Source organism: Myxococcus sp. CA051A, assembly GCF_013336705.1.
Lineage (GTDB): Bacteria > Myxococcota > Myxococcia > Myxococcales > Myxococcaceae > Myxococcus > Myxococcus llanfairpwllgwyngyllgogerychwyrndrobwllllantysiliogogogochensis.
This window is the reverse complement of record NZ_JABUMS010000015.1, coordinates 123,762-141,610: the sequence shown is the minus strand read 5'-3', so window position 1 is coordinate 141,610 and position 17,849 is coordinate 123,762. Positions and strand designations below refer to the sequence as shown.

15 protein-coding genes are annotated in these 17,849 nt (G+C 69.0%); 1 reads left to right on the top strand and 14 read right to left on the bottom strand.

The features are described from left to right. Position 1 precedes the first annotated feature (1 nt). The 11 genes from HUA74_RS34340 to HUA74_RS34290 are packed head-to-tail and all read right to left on the bottom strand — an operon-like array spanning position 2 to position 10,917. On the bottom strand, positions 2 to 1,117 hold the full coding sequence (locus HUA74_RS34340; protein ID WP_174457929.1) for a hypothetical protein: 1,116 nt from the start codon (positions 1,115 to 1,117) through the stop codon (positions 2 to 4). Beyond that, entirely contained in the window at positions 1,117 to 1,632 is a 516-nt protein-coding gene (locus HUA74_RS34335) for a phage tail protein (protein WP_174457928.1), read from the bottom strand. The genes HUA74_RS34340 and HUA74_RS34335 overlap by 1 nt, the downstream gene beginning before the upstream one ends. Continuing rightward, positions 1,619 to 4,210, bottom strand: a complete 2,592-nt coding sequence (locus HUA74_RS34330) for a putative baseplate assembly protein (RefSeq protein ID WP_174457927.1) — start codon at positions 4,208 to 4,210, stop codon at positions 1,619 to 1,621. Before HUA74_RS34330 ends, HUA74_RS34335 begins: the two co-directional genes overlap by 14 nt. Further along, a complete protein-coding gene (locus HUA74_RS34325) occupies positions 4,207 to 4,635 on the bottom strand; it encodes a GPW/gp25 family protein (protein WP_141649480.1) in 429 nt (142 codons plus the stop codon). Before HUA74_RS34325 ends, HUA74_RS34330 begins: the two co-directional genes overlap by 4 nt. Then, positions 4,632 to 4,973: a hypothetical protein gene (locus HUA74_RS34320; RefSeq protein WP_141649479.1), complete on the bottom strand. Its 342-nt coding sequence runs from the start codon at positions 4,971 to 4,973 to the stop codon at positions 4,632 to 4,634. The genes HUA74_RS34325 and HUA74_RS34320 overlap by 4 nt, the downstream gene beginning before the upstream one ends. After that, on the bottom strand, positions 4,974 to 6,491 hold the full coding sequence (locus HUA74_RS46725) for a phage baseplate assembly protein V (protein WP_174457926.1): 1,518 nt from the start codon (positions 6,489 to 6,491) through the stop codon (positions 4,974 to 4,976). Then, positions 6,488 to 7,237, bottom strand: a complete 750-nt coding sequence (locus tag HUA74_RS34310) for a LysM peptidoglycan-binding domain-containing protein (RefSeq protein WP_141645054.1) — start codon at positions 7,235 to 7,237, stop codon at positions 6,488 to 6,490. Before HUA74_RS34310 ends, HUA74_RS46725 begins: the two co-directional genes overlap by 4 nt. Further along, the gene (locus tag HUA74_RS34305) at positions 7,237 to 8,580 is read right to left on the bottom strand and encodes a hypothetical protein (protein ID WP_174457925.1); all 1,344 of its coding nucleotides are present in this window, start codon (positions 8,578 to 8,580) and stop codon (positions 7,237 to 7,239) included. Before HUA74_RS34305 ends, HUA74_RS34310 begins: the two co-directional genes overlap by 1 nt. Next, positions 8,573 to 9,061: a phage tail protein gene (locus HUA74_RS34300; protein WP_141645052.1), complete on the bottom strand. Its 489-nt coding sequence runs from the start codon at positions 9,059 to 9,061 to the stop codon at positions 8,573 to 8,575. Before HUA74_RS34300 ends, HUA74_RS34305 begins: the two co-directional genes overlap by 8 nt. Next, positions 9,054 to 10,232 (bottom strand): phage tail sheath family protein, encoded by a 1,179-nt coding sequence (locus HUA74_RS34295; protein ID WP_174457924.1) that lies wholly within the window; start codon positions 10,230 to 10,232, stop codon positions 9,054 to 9,056. Before HUA74_RS34295 ends, HUA74_RS34300 begins: the two co-directional genes overlap by 8 nt. A gap of 1 nt (position 10,233) precedes the next feature. Then, entirely contained in the window at positions 10,234 to 10,917 is a 684-nt protein-coding gene (locus HUA74_RS34290) for a carboxypeptidase-like regulatory domain-containing protein (RefSeq protein WP_141645050.1), read from the bottom strand. Positions 10,918 to 11,250: 333 nt separating this feature from the next. On the opposite strand from HUA74_RS34290, the gene HUA74_RS34285 reads away from it, so the two are divergent. After that, complete coding sequence (locus HUA74_RS34285; protein ID WP_174457923.1) at positions 11,251 to 13,509, top strand: CocE/NonD family hydrolase; 2,259 nt, start codon at positions 11,251 to 11,253, stop codon at positions 13,507 to 13,509. Between the two features lie 232 nt (positions 13,510 to 13,741). Here HUA74_RS34285 and HUA74_RS34280 read toward each other — a convergent pair whose 3' ends face one another. The 3 genes from HUA74_RS34280 to HUA74_RS46090 all read right to left on the bottom strand — a co-directional run bounded on the left by HUA74_RS34280 (position 13,742) and on the right by HUA74_RS46090 (position 17,186). Beyond that, a complete protein-coding gene (locus tag HUA74_RS34280) occupies positions 13,742 to 15,166 on the bottom strand; it encodes a VCBS repeat-containing protein (protein ID WP_174457922.1) in 1,425 nt (474 codons plus the stop codon). A gap of 992 nt (positions 15,167 to 16,158) precedes the next feature. Further along, positions 16,159 to 16,608: a group II intron maturase-specific domain-containing protein gene (locus tag HUA74_RS46095; protein ID WP_254625372.1), complete on the bottom strand. Its 450-nt coding sequence runs from the start codon at positions 16,606 to 16,608 to the stop codon at positions 16,159 to 16,161. A gap of 209 nt (positions 16,609 to 16,817) precedes the next feature. Next, positions 16,818 to 17,186, bottom strand: coding sequence for a reverse transcriptase domain-containing protein (locus tag HUA74_RS46090; RefSeq protein ID WP_371817351.1), 369 nt, complete (start codon positions 17,184 to 17,186; stop codon positions 16,818 to 16,820). Positions 17,187 to 17,849: the final 663 nt, after the last annotated feature.

The following is a 17,849-nucleotide window of genomic DNA, read 5'->3' as shown; positions in this document are numbered from 1 at the left end:
GCTACCGGATGATGCCCTCTTCCCGCCGACGCATCTCCAGTTGCAGACGCTGCTGCTCCTGCATCTGCTCCATGATTTCCGACTTGCGGGGGGAGACCTGGAGCATCTCCTGGTTGAGCACCGTCGCCCGGACGTTGACGCACTGGCCATTGCTGCAGACAGTGAAGTCCGGGCACGGGCCCGGACATTGGAAGCCCAGCGGGGCGACCTGACACGTCCCCGCGCAGAAGCCGGAGAGGCAGACCTCGTTGGACCGGCAGGGCTGTCCATCCGAGAGCTGGCAGAGCTTCGTGGGGCCACACTGCGCCGGCTGGCGACAGTCCGCGTTGCTCTCGCAGCGCCCGTCGTCCCGGCTGCATTTCCCGTCGGCGCGGCAGTAGAAGCTGGAGCAGTCACTGTCGCGCTCGCAGTCCTGCAGGGACTCCAGCAGGCACAGCCGCGAGCCGGGCACCTCCGTGCACTTCAGCGGCCCCGGGCAGTCGCGCTGACTCGCGCACGTCTGCCCCAGTGCCAGCTGGCACTCGCCCCTCCTGTTGCAGAAGCCGGTGGAGCACATCGCGCCGCCGTCACACGCCTCGCCCGCGGACACCAGGCACGAGCCGCCATCCGGGTCCGTACACGTGAGCCCCTTGTCACAGTCCCCCCCCGGGCAGGGCTGGCCCAGTTCGGCGCCCCCACTCGACGAGATGATGCCAATCACCGTCCCGATGATGAGGATGACGCCCGCCGCCAGCGCGACCCACATCCAGGGGAAGGGCTTCTTGGGCGGCGGCGCGGCCACGACTTCAAAGGCCGTGGCGGGCCCTTCCGCGTAGCGCTCGTCCGGGTTCGTCACGTCCACCACGAGCAGGTGGAAGGTGAAGCGTCCCGGCGGTGTTCCCGGTGGGACGCGAAGCTGCACGCTGAGCTGCTGCGTGCCGTCCGGCGCGAAGTCCCGCTCGTCGCCTCCGGAGATGGTGGCCCACTCCGCCTTCGCGCCGGGGCCCGGGACGATGGAGGCCCGGGCTCGGACGGGGGCACGCAGCGCGTTGGACACCGTGTAGGCCACCTCCCCTTGTCCCGTCGCATTCAGACGGACGGTGTCCGTCACGGCGGTGATGTCAAAGGCGCGGGGCATCAACTGGCTCCTTGAGGCGGCTGCGCGAAACGCAGCTCATAGGTGACGTATGCGGGCTTTTCCCGCTCGATGATTCGCTCCAGCAGCAGCCGGTGGGAGGACACCGCCGAGGGCGCGAGCACCAGGACGTGAAAGGGCCGCGGCCTGCCGTCCTCGCCGGGCACCGCGTCGTCTACCTGGAAGTCGGTGCGGCCGGTGGCCGTGGTGAGGAACAACCGCAGGCCGCGCGCGGTGCCGCGCCAGCGCGATATCTCCACCGCCTGCGCCACCAGCTCTCGCAGCCGTCCCAGGCCCGTGGACACGGGCAGGTCCATGCCCACCCAACGCGCCAGGAAGGGCACGAAGCGGTCCGGCGCCCGGCGCGGGTCGAAGTGGGACTCCAGCCCGGCGAGCACGTCCTCGCTGGGCGCGTGCAGCGCGTCCATCACCGCCAGCAGCGCGGTGAGCGGAGAGCCCGGCAGCACGGTGCGCTGGAAGACGCCCGGCAACAGCCGCTGGATGTCAGGGCTCCGCATCGTCCGTCACCACTTCCAGCGTGTGCGCGCCGGAGCTGAGGAGCCACGTGGGCGGCAGCGTCACCTTCTCGGTGAACTCGCGCGTGGAGACGGGCTCATAGCGCTCGCTGCCTCGGGGGCGACGGAAGACGCCGTCCGGTCCTCCCGCGAGCACCGGGGCGCCCGTGGGCGAGGACGCCAGCGCGGACACGGGCTGGAACAAGCGCTCCGCCTCGCGCAGCGGCAGGCCACAGCCCACGTCGGGACGCCGCCAGGAGGCACCGGGGCGACTCGAGTCCACCCACAGCACGCCCACGCGGTGGCTGCCCGCGTACACGGTGGAGCCGCTGAACGCGAGCGCCAGACAACTGCCGCCATCCCAGTTCCTGTCGAACGGACGCCAGCCGTCCGGCGGGTCCGCGCTGCCCATCAACTCCCAGCACAGCGCGCCCCTGCCCGGGTCCGCGCCACTGGCCGCGGCGAGGCCCGCCCAGAGGAAGGAGCGAGGCCCGTCCTTCTGGACCTCCAGCACGCGCACGTCCTGGCCCTTGGGGCCGATGGGACGGAAGGTGCCTCCGCGTCCACCGCCGCTCGACAGGAAGACGCCCCGAGTGCCCATGGCCGCCACCGCGACATTCACCGCGCCGCGCACGTCCGTCGTCGCGGCCACCGCGTAGAAGCCCAGGTCCTGATTGGCGGGGTCCACCAGCACCTGGATGGGCGTGGCGCCCGGACGCGACACCAGCTCGAACAGGCCCACGCGCGTGGCCAGGAGCAGCACCGGCACACCGTCGCGCTCCGCCCACGTCAGGTCCTCCACCGCGTCCAGCGTGTGCGTGGTGTCGTCCCACGTCTCGCCGCAGTCGTAGGACAGGTGGATGCGGGAGCGCTTCGAGTCCGCGGCCAGCCGCGCGCACACGGCGACGAGGCCCGCGCGCTGGGGATGCGCCTCCACCGCGTCCACGTCCTCGCCGGGGAACAGGCCCGCCCGCTCCCAGCCGTCCGCGTCGTTCACCGTGCGGAACAGCGTCTCGCCGCCGCCCGCGTAGAAGGTGCCCGGCTGGAAGCTGTCGGCGGCCAGGGTGCGCACCTCGCGGGGCACCTCGTCCACCAGCAGCCGCACCTTGTCGAGGTAGCTGACGCCTGGCTCCGCCAGGAGCGCGTCGTAGACATGCGAAGCGCGCAGCGCCTGGCCGAAGCGCCACCCTTCCGGCTGGAGTCCCGAGGGCAGCGGCGTGAGCACCTGGTGGAGCCGCTCGGTGAGCCGCGCGCGCAGCGCCGCCGTGTCCTCCTCGCGGTGTGCCACCACGCGCGCCTGCACCCGCACCGTCTTGTAGCGCGCCCACTCCACATGGCAGGTGGTGCCCAGCGGACGGCGCAGGTCCAGCTCCGCGTGGATGCGCGCGCGGGCCTCCTCCGTCTCGTGCTCGCGCAGCGCCGCCTCCGTGATTCCCTCACCCGACGCGCCTCGCACCTCCGGCGGCAGGTGCGGCACCAGCAACACCTCCACCGTGCCCGCGGGGGCGTGGGACCACAACTGCGCCAGGGTGACGGCCTTGGCGCGCGCCACCGCGCCGGAGCTGCGCAGCGCCAAGAGTTCGAAGTCTCCCGCGGTGACGGCGCGCCGCAGCGAGTGCAGCTCCTGGGGCCCGCGCAGGAGCGCGTTCTCCAGCGTCTCCGCCACGCGGCCGCCCGTCGCGGGCCGGGGGTTGGTGACCTTCAAGCCTGGGATGGGCGCCTTGAGCACCTCCAGCGTGCCCGCCGCCACGTTGCCCGCGGCGCCTCCACCGCGCCGGTACCAGAGGCGAATCTCCCGCCCTACTCCCGGCACCGCCGCCAGCGTGCGCGGCTCGTCCAGCGCCCCCGTCTCGTTGGCCAGGCGCACCGAGGACGCGAAGGTGATGGTGCCCGTCATCCGGTCCGCCACGTACGCGGGCTCGTTCGAGTCCAGCGCCGCGAAGTTCTCCACCTCGCGCCAGATGCGGTAGGTGCGGCCGTCATGGCGGCGGGCCGGCGCGCGCGCATCCAATTCCCCGGGCCCCGCCTCCACTCCCACGACGAGGTCCAGCGAGTCCCCGGTGGGCGCGACGATGGGGGGACGCTTCGCCTGCACGGTGAGGCCCGGCAGGCCCGTGCCCACGCCCACCAGCTCCCCGTCCACCGGGTCGCAGTGATACGCGAGCACCTCCACCTGCGTGTCCCCTGGCGCAATCGTCACCGCGTCCGCCGTGTGGAACACGACGGGCTCCACGCCCGCGCCGGCGCGCGACAGGGTGACGGGCGTGTTGCGAGGAATCTCCGTCGGTCGCTCGGAGGCGCGGGCCAGCGAGAAGCGCAGGCGCACCGACGCGGCGGCGGGCGGCTGGAGGCGCACGCCGAGCAGCCGGAGGAACTCCACGTAGGCCTTCTCCGGCAGCCGGTTGAGCCGGTAGAGCATCGTCTCGGTGAGGTGAGAGAACACCTCCACCAGCACCATGCCCGGGTCGTGCGGCGTGAGGTCCGTCCACTCCGGACACAGGGCGAGGATGCGTGAGCGCGCCTGCTCCACGAGCTGGGAGAAGCTCCGGTCGTCGAGCCGGGGTGTCGGCAGCGACGTCATGTCGGGCCTCCCGCGAGCGAATAGGGATAGGCCAGCCGCTCCGTGCGGCCGGTGGAGCGCACGCGGTACTCGACGGACACGTCCAGTCGGAAGCCGTCCTCCGCGCTCCGGGTGGCGTCCAGGTGAAGCACCTGGATGCGCGGCTCCCAGCGGTCCAGGGCGCGGCGCACGTAGTGGATGGCGAGCCCCGCGGTGGTGTCGTCGTTGTTGGCGAAGAGCAGCTTGTGCAACTCACAGCCGTAGTCCGGGCGCATGACGCGCTCGCCGGGCACCGTGGTGAGCAGGAGCAGCACGGCCTGACGGATGGCGGCGTGCTCCTCCACCATCTCCACGCGGCCCGTGGGAGCCACGCGCAGGCCGGACTTCTCCGCCATCTCGAAGTCCGGGTGCGCGAAGCGCCAGGTGCGGAAGCGGGGCGCGCTCATCGCTCCTCCGTCACCAGCATCTGGCCGGGCGCGTTGACCTTGTACTTCACGATGCCGGGCGGCGTGCCGTCCGTCAGCCCCGTCAGCGTGTCCAGGCACACGGGCTTGCCGTCGATGGTGACCAGCGTGGAGTACCCCTGCTGCACCTTCAACGTGGTGGTGCAGGGTTTGATGGTGGGGCCGATGTTGGGACACCCGCCGATGGGACGCCCCTCCGGGTCCGCGCGCACGAGCAGCGGCCGGCGCTCCACCGTCACCCAGGGCTGCGAGTTCACGAGCCCCACGCGCCCCAGCTCATGGGCACACACCACCAGCGCGTCCACGGTCAGCAGCCGCATTCAGCCTCTCCGGAAGTCAATGGACCGTCCACGGATGACCACGTCCTGGCCCGGCGCCTCGAGCTCCATCGCCACCTTCGAGTGCAACCGCACCCCCTTCGGTGACAGCTCCAGGTAGCTGCCGGTGCCATCCTCCAGGCGCAGCGTGCGGCTCTCGTCGTCCAGCTTCAGCCGGTGCCCACCCGTGGTCAGCAGCGTGTAGCGCCGCACCGAGCCGCCCTCGACGCCCGCGTCCGGAGGCCCCCCGCCGCCATACAACCCTCCCACCACCACGCCCCGCGCAGGGTCCTCTCCGCCCAGCGCGAGCAGCACCGTGTCCCCCACGTCCGGCAACAGCATCAGCCCCTTGCCGGAGCCGCCGCCCGCCGCCAGCACCTGCATCCAGTCCGTCTCCACGCCCCCATACGAAGGCAGCGTCGCCCGCACGCGGCCCCGCCCATCCGGGTCATCCACCCGGCTCACCATGCCCAGCGTCACCGCGGACGCCCGTGCCCGGGGCCTTCGCGCGGGAGGCTCGGAGGACAACTCCGAGACGAAGCCCTGTCTGGCGTCGATGCGGTGCGTGACGCTGGTGAGCACGTAGCGCCCCGCCACCAGCGAGGCCACGCCCGCTACGTCCACGCGCGCGCCGGGCCGCAGCCTCGCGTCGCCCTCGGCAAGGCCGGTGAGCACCACCTCGCGCGCGCCCCGGTGGTCCAGCTCCGCCTGCGCCGCCGACTCGACGTGGGGGATGCCCTCCGCCGCCTCATCCACCAACGAGCGACGCGACTCGCCACCCACGCGCTCCGGCGAGACTCCCGCCTCCACGTCCCGTCCCACCCGGGGCACGTCCGCGCGACCCGCGTGGGCCTCCGCGCGCAGCACGTCCCAGCCCTCGGCGGACACCTCGCGACAGGCCGCGTCGCCATTGACCTCGATGGAGGCCTCCAGCAGCGACTCGCCCAACCGCAGCGACACGGGCGTGCCCTCACCCTCCAGCGTCACCAGTCGCAGCGTGTCGCCGTGGAGGATGGGGAACAGCCCGCAGCGGTCCGCGTACTCCACCAGCAGCTCCAAGTCGGACTGGCCATGCTGGATGAGGTAGCGCCACAGCGGCCCGGAGGACGCGGCCTTCACGGAGAGCCCCAATCCGGAGACGAGCTCTTTCGCCAGGTCCTCCAGCGTCACCTGGACGTGCGCGCGCACCGGCTGCCGTTTGCGCAGGCGGTGCAGGACGTCATAGCCGCGCACCCGCACCTCGCGCGCGCCGCCTCGCGCATGCGAGAACTCGACGGCCGTCACCTCCCCGAGAAAGAGGTCCTCCAGCGACGACGAGGCCGCGACGCGCAGCGAGGTCCCCGGAGGAAGACCGGAGGTCGCCAGGACGCCGCGCGAGTCGGTGAAGGTCAGCTCGCACTGCGTGGGCAGCGCCAGTCGCTGCGACACCTGGATGGACGCGAGCGAGCGCAAATCCCCCGTCGGCAGCGGCGCGCCGTCCACCTCGATGCGCAGCTCGGGCAACCCTCGCAGCTGGCTCACATCACCCTCCGAAGCGCTTCGGGCGTGGGCAGGCGCAGCACCTGTCCGGCGGGAATGCGCGAGGGGTCTGAGATGCCGTTGAGCGCGGCGATGAGGCGCCACATCGACGGGTCGCCGTAGCGCTGGTGCGCGATTTCATCCAGGCGCTGCCCGGAGGCCGGCATGCCGTCGTCCCCCTCTTCGGTCCCGAGCACCGTGTGGGCCTCGTAGTCCTCCGGCGTCAGGGCGGCTTCCACGGCGTCCGCGTCTGGCGGCTCGCCGCGCTCCACCGGCTCCCTGAGGCCCGTCTCGTCCTCCACTCGCACCAACCGAAGGCGCAGCCACGAGCGCCGAGGCGCCCCCGTCGCCGTGAAGTGCTCCAGTCGCTCCGCGACGGCGGCCACCACGCCCAGGAAGTTGAGCCGCTTGCCCCACACCATGCGCGCCAGCGAGGGACGCATGCCGCCGTCCTCTCGCAGGCCGTTCTCCGCCAGGCGCCACAAAGGCTCGGTGAGCTCCCGCACGTCCTCCGTCTCCAGGGTGGAGCCGGAGAGCGAGACATCGAAGAGCAGGTCCAACGTCATCTCGGTGGTGCCGCCACCAGTGAAGAGCAGCGGGTCGTCTCCGGGCCCACCCCACGGCAGCGAGCCTCCCAGCGCGCGCCTCGGGCGCAGCCCCGCCTCTCGACGCACGACGAGCGTCTCCGGGTTGAGCAGACACCCGATGCGCTCACCGCCGGGCTCGATGAGGAAGGCCACGCGCTCCATCACTCACCCCGCTGCTCGCGCTCGAGCCGACGCAGCCGCGTCCAGAGCCGAAGTTCCTGGGCGACGTCCGGAGACTCCGGGGCCAGGGCGGACGGAAGCTCCGGCCAGGAAGCCGGGTCGGCCGTGGCCGATTCCTCGGGCGCACCCGGTGGCTCCTCCCTCACGGGGGTGGCGAAGCGCGCCGTCGAAGCCTCCTCCTGCTCCCGTGCGCTCGCGCCGCGCCTCCCATCCTCCTCGGCCTCCGTCCAGGTGCGGGGAGCGAACGGGGGCGTGCGCTCCAGCAACACGTCCCGCTGCACCGCCGGGCGCGCCTCCTCCTGGAGTTCGGCCTGACGTCGACGTGGCCCCCACGGCTCGCCGGTGAACCGGGGCGTTGCGCGCCGAGGCGCCGGGGGCGCCGCCTTCACGGGGACGCCTTGCAGCCCCAGCGCCTGGGACGCGGAGATGCCTTGGGGATATCCCGAAGCGCACAGGTTCCGCTCGCGGTCCTCTTCCCGCAGGGGAGGCACGCACACCTCCGAAGGCGACGCGGGAGTGGAGGCCACCATCACCGGGTTGGCGAAGGCCGGCCCTCCATGCATCAACGACGGGGTGGGGGTGATGGCCACCTCGGCCAGGAGCCGCCCCGCGTCCATGGGAACGGGCGTCGGAGGCGATGGCGCAGCGAAGGGATTCGGCATCGACAGGGGCGACACCTTCGAGGCGTGTCGAGGCGCCTCGCGAGGAACACCCACGGGCCCTTGCCGCCCGGAAGTCTCGGAGCCCCCTTCACCGCGCGCCGACGCGGAGGGCCCCCGCTCCGAGGGCGCTTGCGTGGCAGGACGGTGCGCGACCCGCTCGGGGCCGGCTGACGGACGCGCGGCGTCGCGTCTGGGCGGAGGAGCCAATGACGGAGCACTCGCGGAGGCGGGCGCGGCGCTCGACGATGCCGAGAGCAACATCCGCGTGCGGAACGAGAGGTGGGCGTCACTCACCGGCAGCGGTGCCTCCGCTTCCGGAAGCCCCTCGACGAGATGGGGCGCGACCTTCCGCACCCGGGCCACCCAGTCCGCGGGAGGCCCCACGGTGCGCCGCGCCTGGATATCGCGGAGCCAGTGCTCTGGAGCTCCCAGCCCCACCGCGGGGGCCGTCACGGTGACGGGCGCGGCGGGGACACGGGCAACCTCGGCGCCGTCCGGGCTCGCGTCGGGACGCGGGGCGTCCAGCGACACGCGCGCCTGGGCGAGCGCCGCGGCGAAGTCGCTCTCCTCCTCGGAGAGCACGGACTCCGCCCACGCCTTCATCTTCCGAGCGACGGCGCGCAGCCACGCGCCGGGCACGGGTCTGCGCGTGGGCTCAGCCACGGGTGATGGACTCGAAGACGAGGGTGAGTGAGTCGATGGCGATCTGCTGGCCGAGCGCATCCAGCGGCGCCGCCCGCCACTTCTTCGGCCACGCCTCGTTGAGGTTCCAGCGCAGCTTCTCCGTCACCCCATCCATGTCCAGGAGCAGGACCGACACGTTCTTGCGCTGGGGCACGCCGTTCATCGACGCGAGGAACCAGTTCCACAGCTCGGGTGACACGGTGACGCCGTAGCGCAGCGTCATGTCTCCGTGCGTGACGGGCCCCGCCAGCCTGCGCGTCACCGGGCCCGCTCCGCCCTCGCGGTAGTGCAGCGCGGTGACTTCGACCTCCAGCCCGGTGCACTGGGTGAAGTGTCCTTCGTTCACGCCGTCGATGAGCAGCTTGAAGTTGTACGCACGGAACGGGTCCGCGAGCGCGCCGGGCTGGGCGCCCGCTTCCTGCTCCGGGGGGGCCGCCTCGGGAGCCTTGGCCTCAGCCATTCGACACCTCCTCCACTTCCGCCCCGCCCGCGTGCTGGCCGATGCGGAAGATGATGAACTCCGCCGGCTTCACCGGCGCCAGACCGATGACCGCGATGACCTGGCCGGCGTCGATGGTCTCCTGCGTGTTCGTCTGTTCGTCGCACTGCACGAAGAACGCCTCTTCCTTGGTGCGTCCCATCAGCGCGCCGTCGCGCCACAGGCGCAGCAGGAAGGCGCTCACGTCGCGGTGGATGGACTTCCACAGCGTGGGGTCATTCGGCTCGAACACCGTCCAGTTGGTGCCCAGCGCGATGGACTCCTCCACGAAGTTGAAGAGCCGGCGCACGTTGACGTAGCGCCACTCGCTGGCGGCGTCCGCCACCGTGCGCGCGCCCCACACGCGGATGCCGCCGCGCGGGAAGTAGCGGATGCAGTTGACGCCCACCTGATTGAGCTCGCCCTGCTCCTCGGGCGTCACGTCGCGCACCAGCCGCATGGCGCCGCGCACCACCTCATTGGCGGGGGCCTTGTGCACGCCTCGCGTGACGTCCGTGCGTGCGTAGATGCCCGCGATGTGCCCGGAGGGCGGCACGTTGACCATGGCCTTGCCGTCGCCGAGCGGGTCCGGCGTGGAGAACCACGGGTAGTAGAAGGCGCCGTAGCCCTGGTCGGAGAAGCGGCAGCGCAGGCCGGGCCCTTCCGCGCCGGTGGAGACCTTGGTGAGCCGCTCCACCTCCTCCACGTCCTCGGGCGCGTCCAGGATGGCGATGCGGTCCCGCATCTTCTCGCAGTGGGACAAGAGCGCGTCCCAGGCCGCCGCGTCCGTGAAGCCGGGCGCGGCCACCATGGCCACCTCGCTGACCTCTTCCAGCACCGCCACGCCCTGACGCCTGCGCGCGTCGCCGATGACGCTCTCGCTGTCGCCGATGTTGACGATGAAGCAGCGCCGGCCGCCGTTCTCGAAGAAGCCGTACACGGCGCGGGCCAGGGAGGTGCCCGGAGAGCCGGGGGGCGCGAACTCCTTCACGAACTGCGCCCAGCCATTGACGGGCACCGCCTCATGGAGCCGAGCATCCCTGGCGGGCGCCCGGCCAACGAAGGCCGCGGTGGTGGTGCCCACGCCCTGGATGGAGCGTGTCCCACTGGGAACCTCCTCCACATAGACGCCGGGCGTCAGGTAGTTCGGCACGTCAGTCCTCCTTCAGCGGCAAGCGAATGAGCAGCGGTTGGGGCTCGGAGGCGAGCGCCTCCGGACCCAGCGCGAGCAACTCCCCCTTCGCTCGCACCTCCAGCCGCCCCAGCGTGGCCACTGGCGGCACGCGGGGAAAACGAAAGCAGCCCTTGTCGTCCGTGCGCGTGGCCAGACTCAGCCCGGGCAATTCCACCAGCGCGCCCGGAATGGGCACGTCACCGGGACCGACGACACAGCCCAGCAGCGCCTCGGCGGGCACCGCCTGGGTGACGATGGGGAAGCGCACCCGGTGGACCACGGGTTGCGGACGCTCGCGTCGCACGGGCAGGCGCAGCCGGAAGCCGGGACGCGGGGGGATGCGCAGCCCCGCCCAGACGCTGGCGGGCACGGGGGTGAGGTCCACCTCGAACTCGGCTTCCTCCATGGCCGCGAAGACCAGCTCCCCGAGCAGCCGGTGGGCGAGTTCGGGCGACTCGGCGCCCACGGTGACGAGGTAGCAGACGGAAATCTGGAGCGGCACGCGGCGTCCGCCTCTCGCGGGAGGCGCGGGCCCCAGCTCCAAGAGGTACAGGCACACGCCGCGCTCGACGGCGTCGCGGTCCGGCACGCCCAGGTACACGGGTGCGTCGCCGGAGATGCGGCCTGCCCACGACTTCAATCGCAGATCGACTTCGTCGATCATCCGGTCCCCCCCGAAGGTCCTGGGCCGGCGCTCAGCTTCCTGCATCGCCAGTGACGTCCGGGCTCGCAAGGTCGCATCGGCTGCGGGGAACGGTAACTGGTCCGAAGGATGGAGCCGCCGTCGCGGTCCCAACACGCTCGCTCCCACGGCGCGCGCTTCGTCGGACGGAACACACAGCCAACGCGGACTCGTGAACCGAACAGGTGGGCTCCCCGCACACCTCCACCGTGAGAGGCCCCGGTGGACGCTCATGTCCGTGAAGAAATCCACGCATGCGGGGCCACCAGGAGGCGGGGCGGGAGCGTTATCTTCGCGACCCTTCGCCGAGCCTCCATGCACCGACTGTTCTGTCTTCCCCTCCTCCTCCTCGTCACCGTCGCCCAGGCCCAGCCTCGCGACTTCGCCGCTCCCACCTCCGCGGCCCCCGACGTCCTGGCCCAGGCCATGCCCGCCCTCGCGAGGCAGGTGCTGACGCAGTACCCGGAGCAGGACGCCGACACGCGCCTGGGACATGTGTTCCGACTCCAGTTCGTGGCGGGAGACTTCGCGGGTGCGCTCGAGTCCATTCGAGCCCTGCGGCCCTTGCGCGAGGTGAAGTCGCCCGTGAAGGGCATCACCTTCCTTCAATACGAGGCCCACGCGCGGGCGAAGCTCGAACAGGCGACCCACGGGACGCCGTATGCACAGGCGCTGAGCACCGCCTTCCAACAGACATTCGGCGCCTTGGATGACCGGGCGGCCTTCCAGGCCACGGGCATGTTCCGGTTCGACCTGGAGCGCGCGCGGAGAGAGCTGGAGGCCGGGGTCGAGGACGCGCGGAAGTCAGGCCGCGTCTCGCTGGCCCAGGCCCTGGACCTGGTGCGGCTGTACCAGGTGCACCAGTCCTTCCAGGAGCTGCTCCCCCAGGCCGAAACCCTGTGGGCCGAGGACGACGCGCGGCGCTACGTCATCGAGCGAGACCTCCTGGTGCGCACGCCGGATGGCGCGTCGGTGTCCGTCATCGTGGCGCGGCCCCGGAAGGCGTCAGGGCCGTTGCCCACGGCGATGTCCTTCACCATCTACGCCCAGGACGACAACGTTCGCGAGGCCGTGCGCTCGGCGGCGAATGGCTTCGCGGGCGTGACGGCGAACACGCGAGGCAAGCGAGGCAGTCCCCAGGCCCCCGTGCCCTTCGAGCACGACGGCGCCGACGCCACCGCCGTCATCGACTGGGTGAGCCGTCAGCCGTGGAGCGATGGTCAGGTCGGCATGTTCGGCGGCAGTTATGAAGGCTTCACCCAGTGGGCGGCGGCGAAGCACGGGCACCCGGCGCTGAAGACCATCATGCCGTCGGTCCCGGTCGCGCCGGGCATCGACGTGCCGATGCAGGGCAACGTCTTCCAGAGCTTCTTCTACAAGTGGCCGCGCTACGTCACGCTCGACAAAGGGCTGGCGGATGCGGACTACTTCGATGGCGCGCGGTGGGACGCGCTCGACGAGCGCTGGTTCGCGAGCGGCGAGCCCTACCGCGCGCTGGAGCGGCTGGATGGCCGCCCCAATCCCTTCTACCAGCGGTGGCTGAAGCACCCGGGCTACGACGCCTACTGGCGGAAGATGATTCCGTATCGCGAGGAGTTCGCGCGCATCCGCATCCCCGTGCTCACCACCACGGGCTACTACGACGGCTGCTCGCTGAGCGCGATGTATTACCTCACCGAGCACCTCAAGTACGCGAAGGACGCGAACCACACGTTCGTCATCGGGCCGTATGACCATGTCGGCGCGCAGCGCGTCTCCAGCGATGAGCTGATGGGCTACCGCATCGACCCCGTCGCCCGGCTCGACGTGATGGAGCTGCGCTACCAGTGGTTGAACCACGTGCTGCGCAAGGGGCCCCGGCCCGAGCTGCTCAAGGACCGCATCAACCACCAGGTGATGGGCACGAACACGTGGAAGCACGCGCCGGGGCTCCCGGCCTTGAGCAATGCCTCGCTGGAGCTGTACCTGGACCCCGCGCCCTCGGGTGACACGCACCGGCTGGCCCTGGAGCCGCCCGCGCCGGGCACGGTGCTCCGTCAGCGCGTGGACCTGAAGGACCGCTCGGAGGGAAGACACTCCGAGCCCGCGCGCATCGTCGACACCACCGTGGACGCGCGCAACGGTTTCACCTTCGTCAGCGAGCCGCTCGATGCGCCCGTGGAGGTCAGCGGCCTGTTCTCAGGGCAGCTCGACTTCATCACCAACAAGAAGGACTTCGACTTCAACGTGGTGCTCTTCGAGCGCACCAAGGGGGGTGAGTACTTCTACCTGTCGTACGTGCTGGCGCGTGCCAGCTACGTCGCGGACCGCGCCCAGCGACGACTGCTCACGCCGGGCAAGCCCCAGCGCCTGACGTTCCAGAGCGGCAGGATGACCAGTCGCAAGCTCGAAGCGGGGAGCCAGGTCGTCATCGTGCTGGCCATCAACAAGCAGGCGCAGTCACAGGTCAACTACGGCACCGGCAAGGACGTCAGCAGCGAGTCCATCGCCGACGCGAAGGTTCCGCTCGACATCACCTGGCTCGGTGGAAGCCGCATCACCCTGCCCCTGTGGCGGGAGCCGCCGGCTCCCTGACCTAAACTGCCGGATTCGGACCGTCTCACTCACGTTGGCAGAGAGGGCACGCTTCACCAGATACCTGCCCGGGGAAATGCAGCCGGCGGTAAAGTCTACAACTTCGTCAAGAAGCAGCGGGGACAAAAAAGAGAGACTGGAACGTCCCTCTGGACGCTCCAGTCCCCGCTGTATCAGGCGCATCCGCTACGAAACTGTCGAACTCGTCGCCTTCGCGCCCGACTGGTTCAGCCTACAACGACCAGACTGGAGGGTTGTTGTATTGCACGAACTCGTTGGTGGCGCTGACGTATCGATAGAGGCTCATCAAGAGCTTGCCATGGCCATCGTCTCGATACTGGACGATATCAGCATCGCCGTCGCCGTCTAAATCCCCGGCATGGAAGGCGAGGGCCGTCGTCGGAGCAGTGATGTTGTTGGTGGCGTAGGCCGAGACGAATGCGGTTCCGTTCCAGCGCCAGAGAATGACGTTGAGGCGTCCGAAGTCGCTCCAGAGTTGCATGAGGTCCGGAATGCCATCGAGGTTGGTGTCGCCCACCAGCCAGTCCACCGCGCCTGAGCCTGCAGGCATGAGGGCAGTATAAGTCGTGGTGAACTGCAGGCCTCCGACATTCTTGTGGACTCGCAGCTCAAGGGTGTCGTTGGCATTGCGGGCCTGGATCAGATCCGTGCGGCTGTCGTTGTCGATGTCAAACGCAAAGAACCTCGAATCGGCGATAGGCCCCTGGATACCCGAGGTATCGACCCATCCGTTGACATAGCAGTCGCAGACGTCATTGCCCTTGCTGATTATGAGACCGACATTGCCCCCGTTGTTCCAGATCTGGAAGATATCTGTTCGGCCATCCGCATCGACGTCGCCAGTCAACCACTCGACGGCGCCGTATCCACCTGTCATCACCGTTGTCGCGGTGGTCTGGTAGGTATTGTTCGCGGTGGCGGCATGGACCGAAATCTGAAGTTGGCCGGCGCTCGCTGCTGACAGCTCGGCAATATCCGTCCGCCCATCGCCATCCACATCGACCGGCAGGTACTTGAACGCCTGCAGGCTGCCCTGGAGTTGTTGCGACGGGACGGGCCAACTATAGCCCGGCTTCCACGGGTAGACGATGAGCTCGACGGAGCCGTTATTGTTCCAGACCCTGAAGATATCTGTCAGGTCGTCTTGGTTGGAGTCACCCGTCAGCCACGCAAGGGCGTCCACACTACTGGTCGAACCAACGACAGATGTAGGAAGGGCGGCAAAAATGTTCTCACTTGCGAAGATATAACCGTAGCCACCCGAGTTGTGGATATAGAGGGCGTCCATACGCCCGGTCCCGGCGCGGTTCATGAGGGGAAGCAGTCTGTTCTTCATGCTCTGATACCATGCAGAGGGTCCGTATACGGCCTGGGCGCCCGTGATGTCGCCCTTGCTGAGGCGTGCCGTGATATTCCCGAAGAAGTTGCAAGGATGCATGATCGAGTCACGATCATAGGCTGTCAACATCACCCCTGGCACTGGCGCCGCCGAGCCGCAGGCTGTGCCATCCGGCAGACGCTCGTAGTTGTCGTCGCGGTCCGTTTCTTTTCCGAACCCCAGGACGCGTCCAAAATAATGAACGGCGAGGTATTCAAGTCTGCCCTGCGAGGCTTGAGCCCCAATGGTGATGCCCATGCTATCGCCCTGCGTCGGATGACGCGAGGCATACCCATAGCCTACGTGGGCCCAGCCGCTGCCGGCACTGTTTGGGGAGGCGGTATCGACATCCAACCGCACCCTCACGTGGCCCGGATTACCACTGGGGAGGGTCGTAGGGCAGTCGCCGAATCCAGTGAACTGTATGTTGGCATACCGGCCCCAGGTGTTCGTGATGATGTTCTGAACAACCGTTTTCTGGGCAGCAGCGCCTGACGTGCTCCAGCATACCGGAACCACATTGCCGTTGTACGTCCACAGCCACCCCACTGCGTCTTCATGAATATAGAGGCCATCCTGCCTGGAGACGGGAGACTCCGGGGATGGTTCTTCAACGAAAGGCGACGAATCACATGCTAGAATAATGCTGCAGGCGACGAAAAGCAGCCTACTGGCAAACCGAGTCGGACGTTGCGTCATTATTTACGGCTTCCTTCTGGAGGGCCGAGTGATCCGGCCGTCACGGCTGCGGGCCATGACGCCTCTATATATCGCACCGAATTGTTAAGACACCAGTGCATTGTATCAGAGAAATTGTCGCCTTGACGTGCCGAGCAGGCTGCGGCCTGCGGCGAGAGCAAGCAGCGAGAGCGGCCTGATTCGCAGCTGTAGGAACAGCAGCGGGCCTCCGCTGGATCCCTCTCGGCTGACAGGGCCTAACGAAGTGTGCCAGCGCACCTGCACCCATCCCCAGAGCACTGGAGCCGAGATACGCGCAACTGGACGCCTGCGGACCCAGTCCGTCAAGGCGCCCTGAGCCTCACCCCAGCAGTCCAGGAGATGAAGCGCATCGACTGAATCCTCTCATGCGGTCGGGTCGCGGGCCGGCGCGGTGGTGTGCAGGCTGCGCTTGGCTGATTCCGCCGTTTCCAGCTTCGTGCCCGCGTAGCGCATGCCATAACCCCGTCTCCGGTCCCCGCCGCATCGAACCGGACAGGCGGGTTTCCCGCATCCGGCTCACCGCGAAGGCGTCATCTCACCAGGGTTATGGTTCCGCTCGGTGGGAGGCCTACTTTCAGAACGGCGTGGTACCTCACCCGGTAGTCATTCAAGAGGCCCCGGGTGCCCGTGCACGACGTCCATACTCCATCGCTTCCAACTGAAGCCCCTCGCTTCGCTCTCTTCGCCGCGAACCGCCTCACCTTGAGTTCGACGTGGCGTTTCACCCTGTCGAGCGCCTGGTACGAGTTGTCCCACCGAAAGTAGTTCACCCAGCCGCGCACGATGACATTCACCTCCGCCACGGCTGACTGCACCGCAAGAGTTCTGCTGTTCCTCAGGACATAGCGCACGCGGCACAGAACTTCGATGACCTGCTTTCGTCGAGGATTCGTATTGGGGTACCACGTCCCCGTCTTCGGGCTCCTCTTCCATCGGAAATCGAAGCCCAGGAGCGCGAAGGAGGCGCCACGGCCAATCATTGGCACCGTTCACGTCCTCATCTGTATTGAGCGACACGCCGAGTGCCTCCGTCTCTCGGCGGATGCGCTCCATCGCCCGTGCTGCCCACCTCTGCCCCTGCTCGGAGTCGGGGGCGAGCATCACCATGTCGTCCAAGTACCGCGCATAGGCGAGGAAGCCTCGCCCTCGCCCTCGCCCTCGTCCCGGTCCAGGGCATGGACGAGGCCGTTCAACGCGATGTTGGCCAGCAACGGAGACAGGGGCAACAAGCCCTGCGGGATTCCCTGTCCCCTGTGCTCTTCAGCAACTGATTCACGAGCGCCAACACCTCGCCGTCCTGGACTCTTCGGTCCACCCGCTCTAGCAGCGGCTCGTGCCGAATGCTGTCGAAGCATGCCTTCAAGTCCACGTCCACGACGTGGTGTCTGCGCCGTCGCAGCCCCTGCCGCACGCTGTCGATGGCCTCATGCGCCGAGCGCCCCGACCTCGCCCCAAAGGAACTGCCGGAGAAGTCGGCCTCGAAGATTGGCTCCAATACCAGCCGGAGGCCACCTTGGACGACGCGGTCTCGAATCGCTGGGACCGAGATGACACGCACCTTGCCGCCCTCCTGCGGAATTTCTCTTCGTCGGTACGGTCAATGTGCCGGTGCGAAGGTCCTTGGCGGCTGCGCCGAGAAACCCTGCCAGTCCCATCCTCCTGGATGTGCTCGCAGGTGATGCCGTCTTGGCCGGGAGCCCCACCGTTGTGCTTAGCTTCCAGGTAGGCGACTTCGAGAACGTCGGGTGTGAGGACGTGGACATACAGTCCCCAGAAGAGATGCTTCAGGGTGGACTTTGCCCGATGGACTATCCTCAGCGGAGTTCCTGCGGACTGATGGTGGGCTGTGTCATCCCGCTCCCGCCCCGCTCCTCTGCTTGGAGTGCCTCCGGTAGAGGCCCGTCGCTCCACGGGCATTAACTCGCTTCATCGATACTACGACCCCATCCGTCGGGCTCTCGCCTTCGCCGGGCTTCGCCTCGTCGGCTCACCGCGGCTACCTTGCTTCCGCAGGTTTTCTCTGCGGGGCGAGGAGCCCTTCCCTATTTCCACTCATGTCCTTGTGCGCGTGCCGTCCCCCTCTACCCCGCCGGGTGGTGCGGCTTCTTGGTCGCGCTGCTGCCTTCGCCTTAGTTGTGGCGACTCGGCACCGGAGGTATCAATTGACGAGGCCTCGACTGGGCATTCTCTCGTCGTTGCGGCCCGCGCACTCGCGCACCCC

What these genes read in the sequence shown, in the direction of transcription:
- HUA74_RS34325 (WP_141649480.1), bottom strand. Translation starts at nt 4,635, where the DNA reads ATGAGCGCGCCCCGCTTCCGCACCTGGCGCTTCGCGCACCCGGACTTC.
- HUA74_RS34280 (WP_174457922.1), bottom strand. Translation starts at nt 15,166, where the DNA reads ATGGGCATCACCATTGGGGCTCAAGCCTCGCAGGGCAGACTTGAATAC.
- HUA74_RS34340 (WP_174457929.1), bottom strand. Translation starts at nt 1,117, where the DNA reads ATGCCCCGCGCCTTTGACATCACCGCCGTGACGGACACCGTCCGTCTG.
- HUA74_RS34320 (WP_141649479.1), bottom strand. Translation starts at nt 4,973, where the DNA reads ATGCGGCTGCTGACCGTGGACGCGCTGGTGGTGTGTGCCCATGAGCTG.
- HUA74_RS34330 (WP_174457927.1), bottom strand. Translation starts at nt 4,210, where the DNA reads ATGACGTCGCTGCCGACACCCCGGCTCGACGACCGGAGCTTCTCCCAG.
- HUA74_RS34290 (WP_141645050.1), bottom strand. Translation starts at nt 10,917, where the DNA reads ATGATCGACGAAGTCGATCTGCGATTGAAGTCGTGGGCAGGCCGCATC.
- HUA74_RS34310 (WP_141645054.1), bottom strand. Translation starts at nt 7,237, where the DNA reads ATGGAGCGCGTGGCCTTCCTCATCGAGCCCGGCGGTGAGCGCATCGGG.
- HUA74_RS46095 (WP_254625372.1), bottom strand. Translation starts at nt 16,608, where the DNA reads ATGATTGGCCGTGGCGCCTCCTTCGCGCTCCTGGGCTTCGATTTCCGA.
- HUA74_RS34300 (WP_141645052.1), bottom strand. Translation starts at nt 9,061, where the DNA reads ATGGCTGAGGCCAAGGCTCCCGAGGCGGCCCCCCCGGAGCAGGAAGCG.
- HUA74_RS34285 (WP_174457923.1), top strand. Translation starts at nt 11,251, where the DNA reads ATGCACCGACTGTTCTGTCTTCCCCTCCTCCTCCTCGTCACCGTCGCC.
- HUA74_RS34335 (WP_174457928.1), bottom strand. Translation starts at nt 1,632, where the DNA reads ATGCGGAGCCCTGACATCCAGCGGCTGTTGCCGGGCGTCTTCCAGCGC.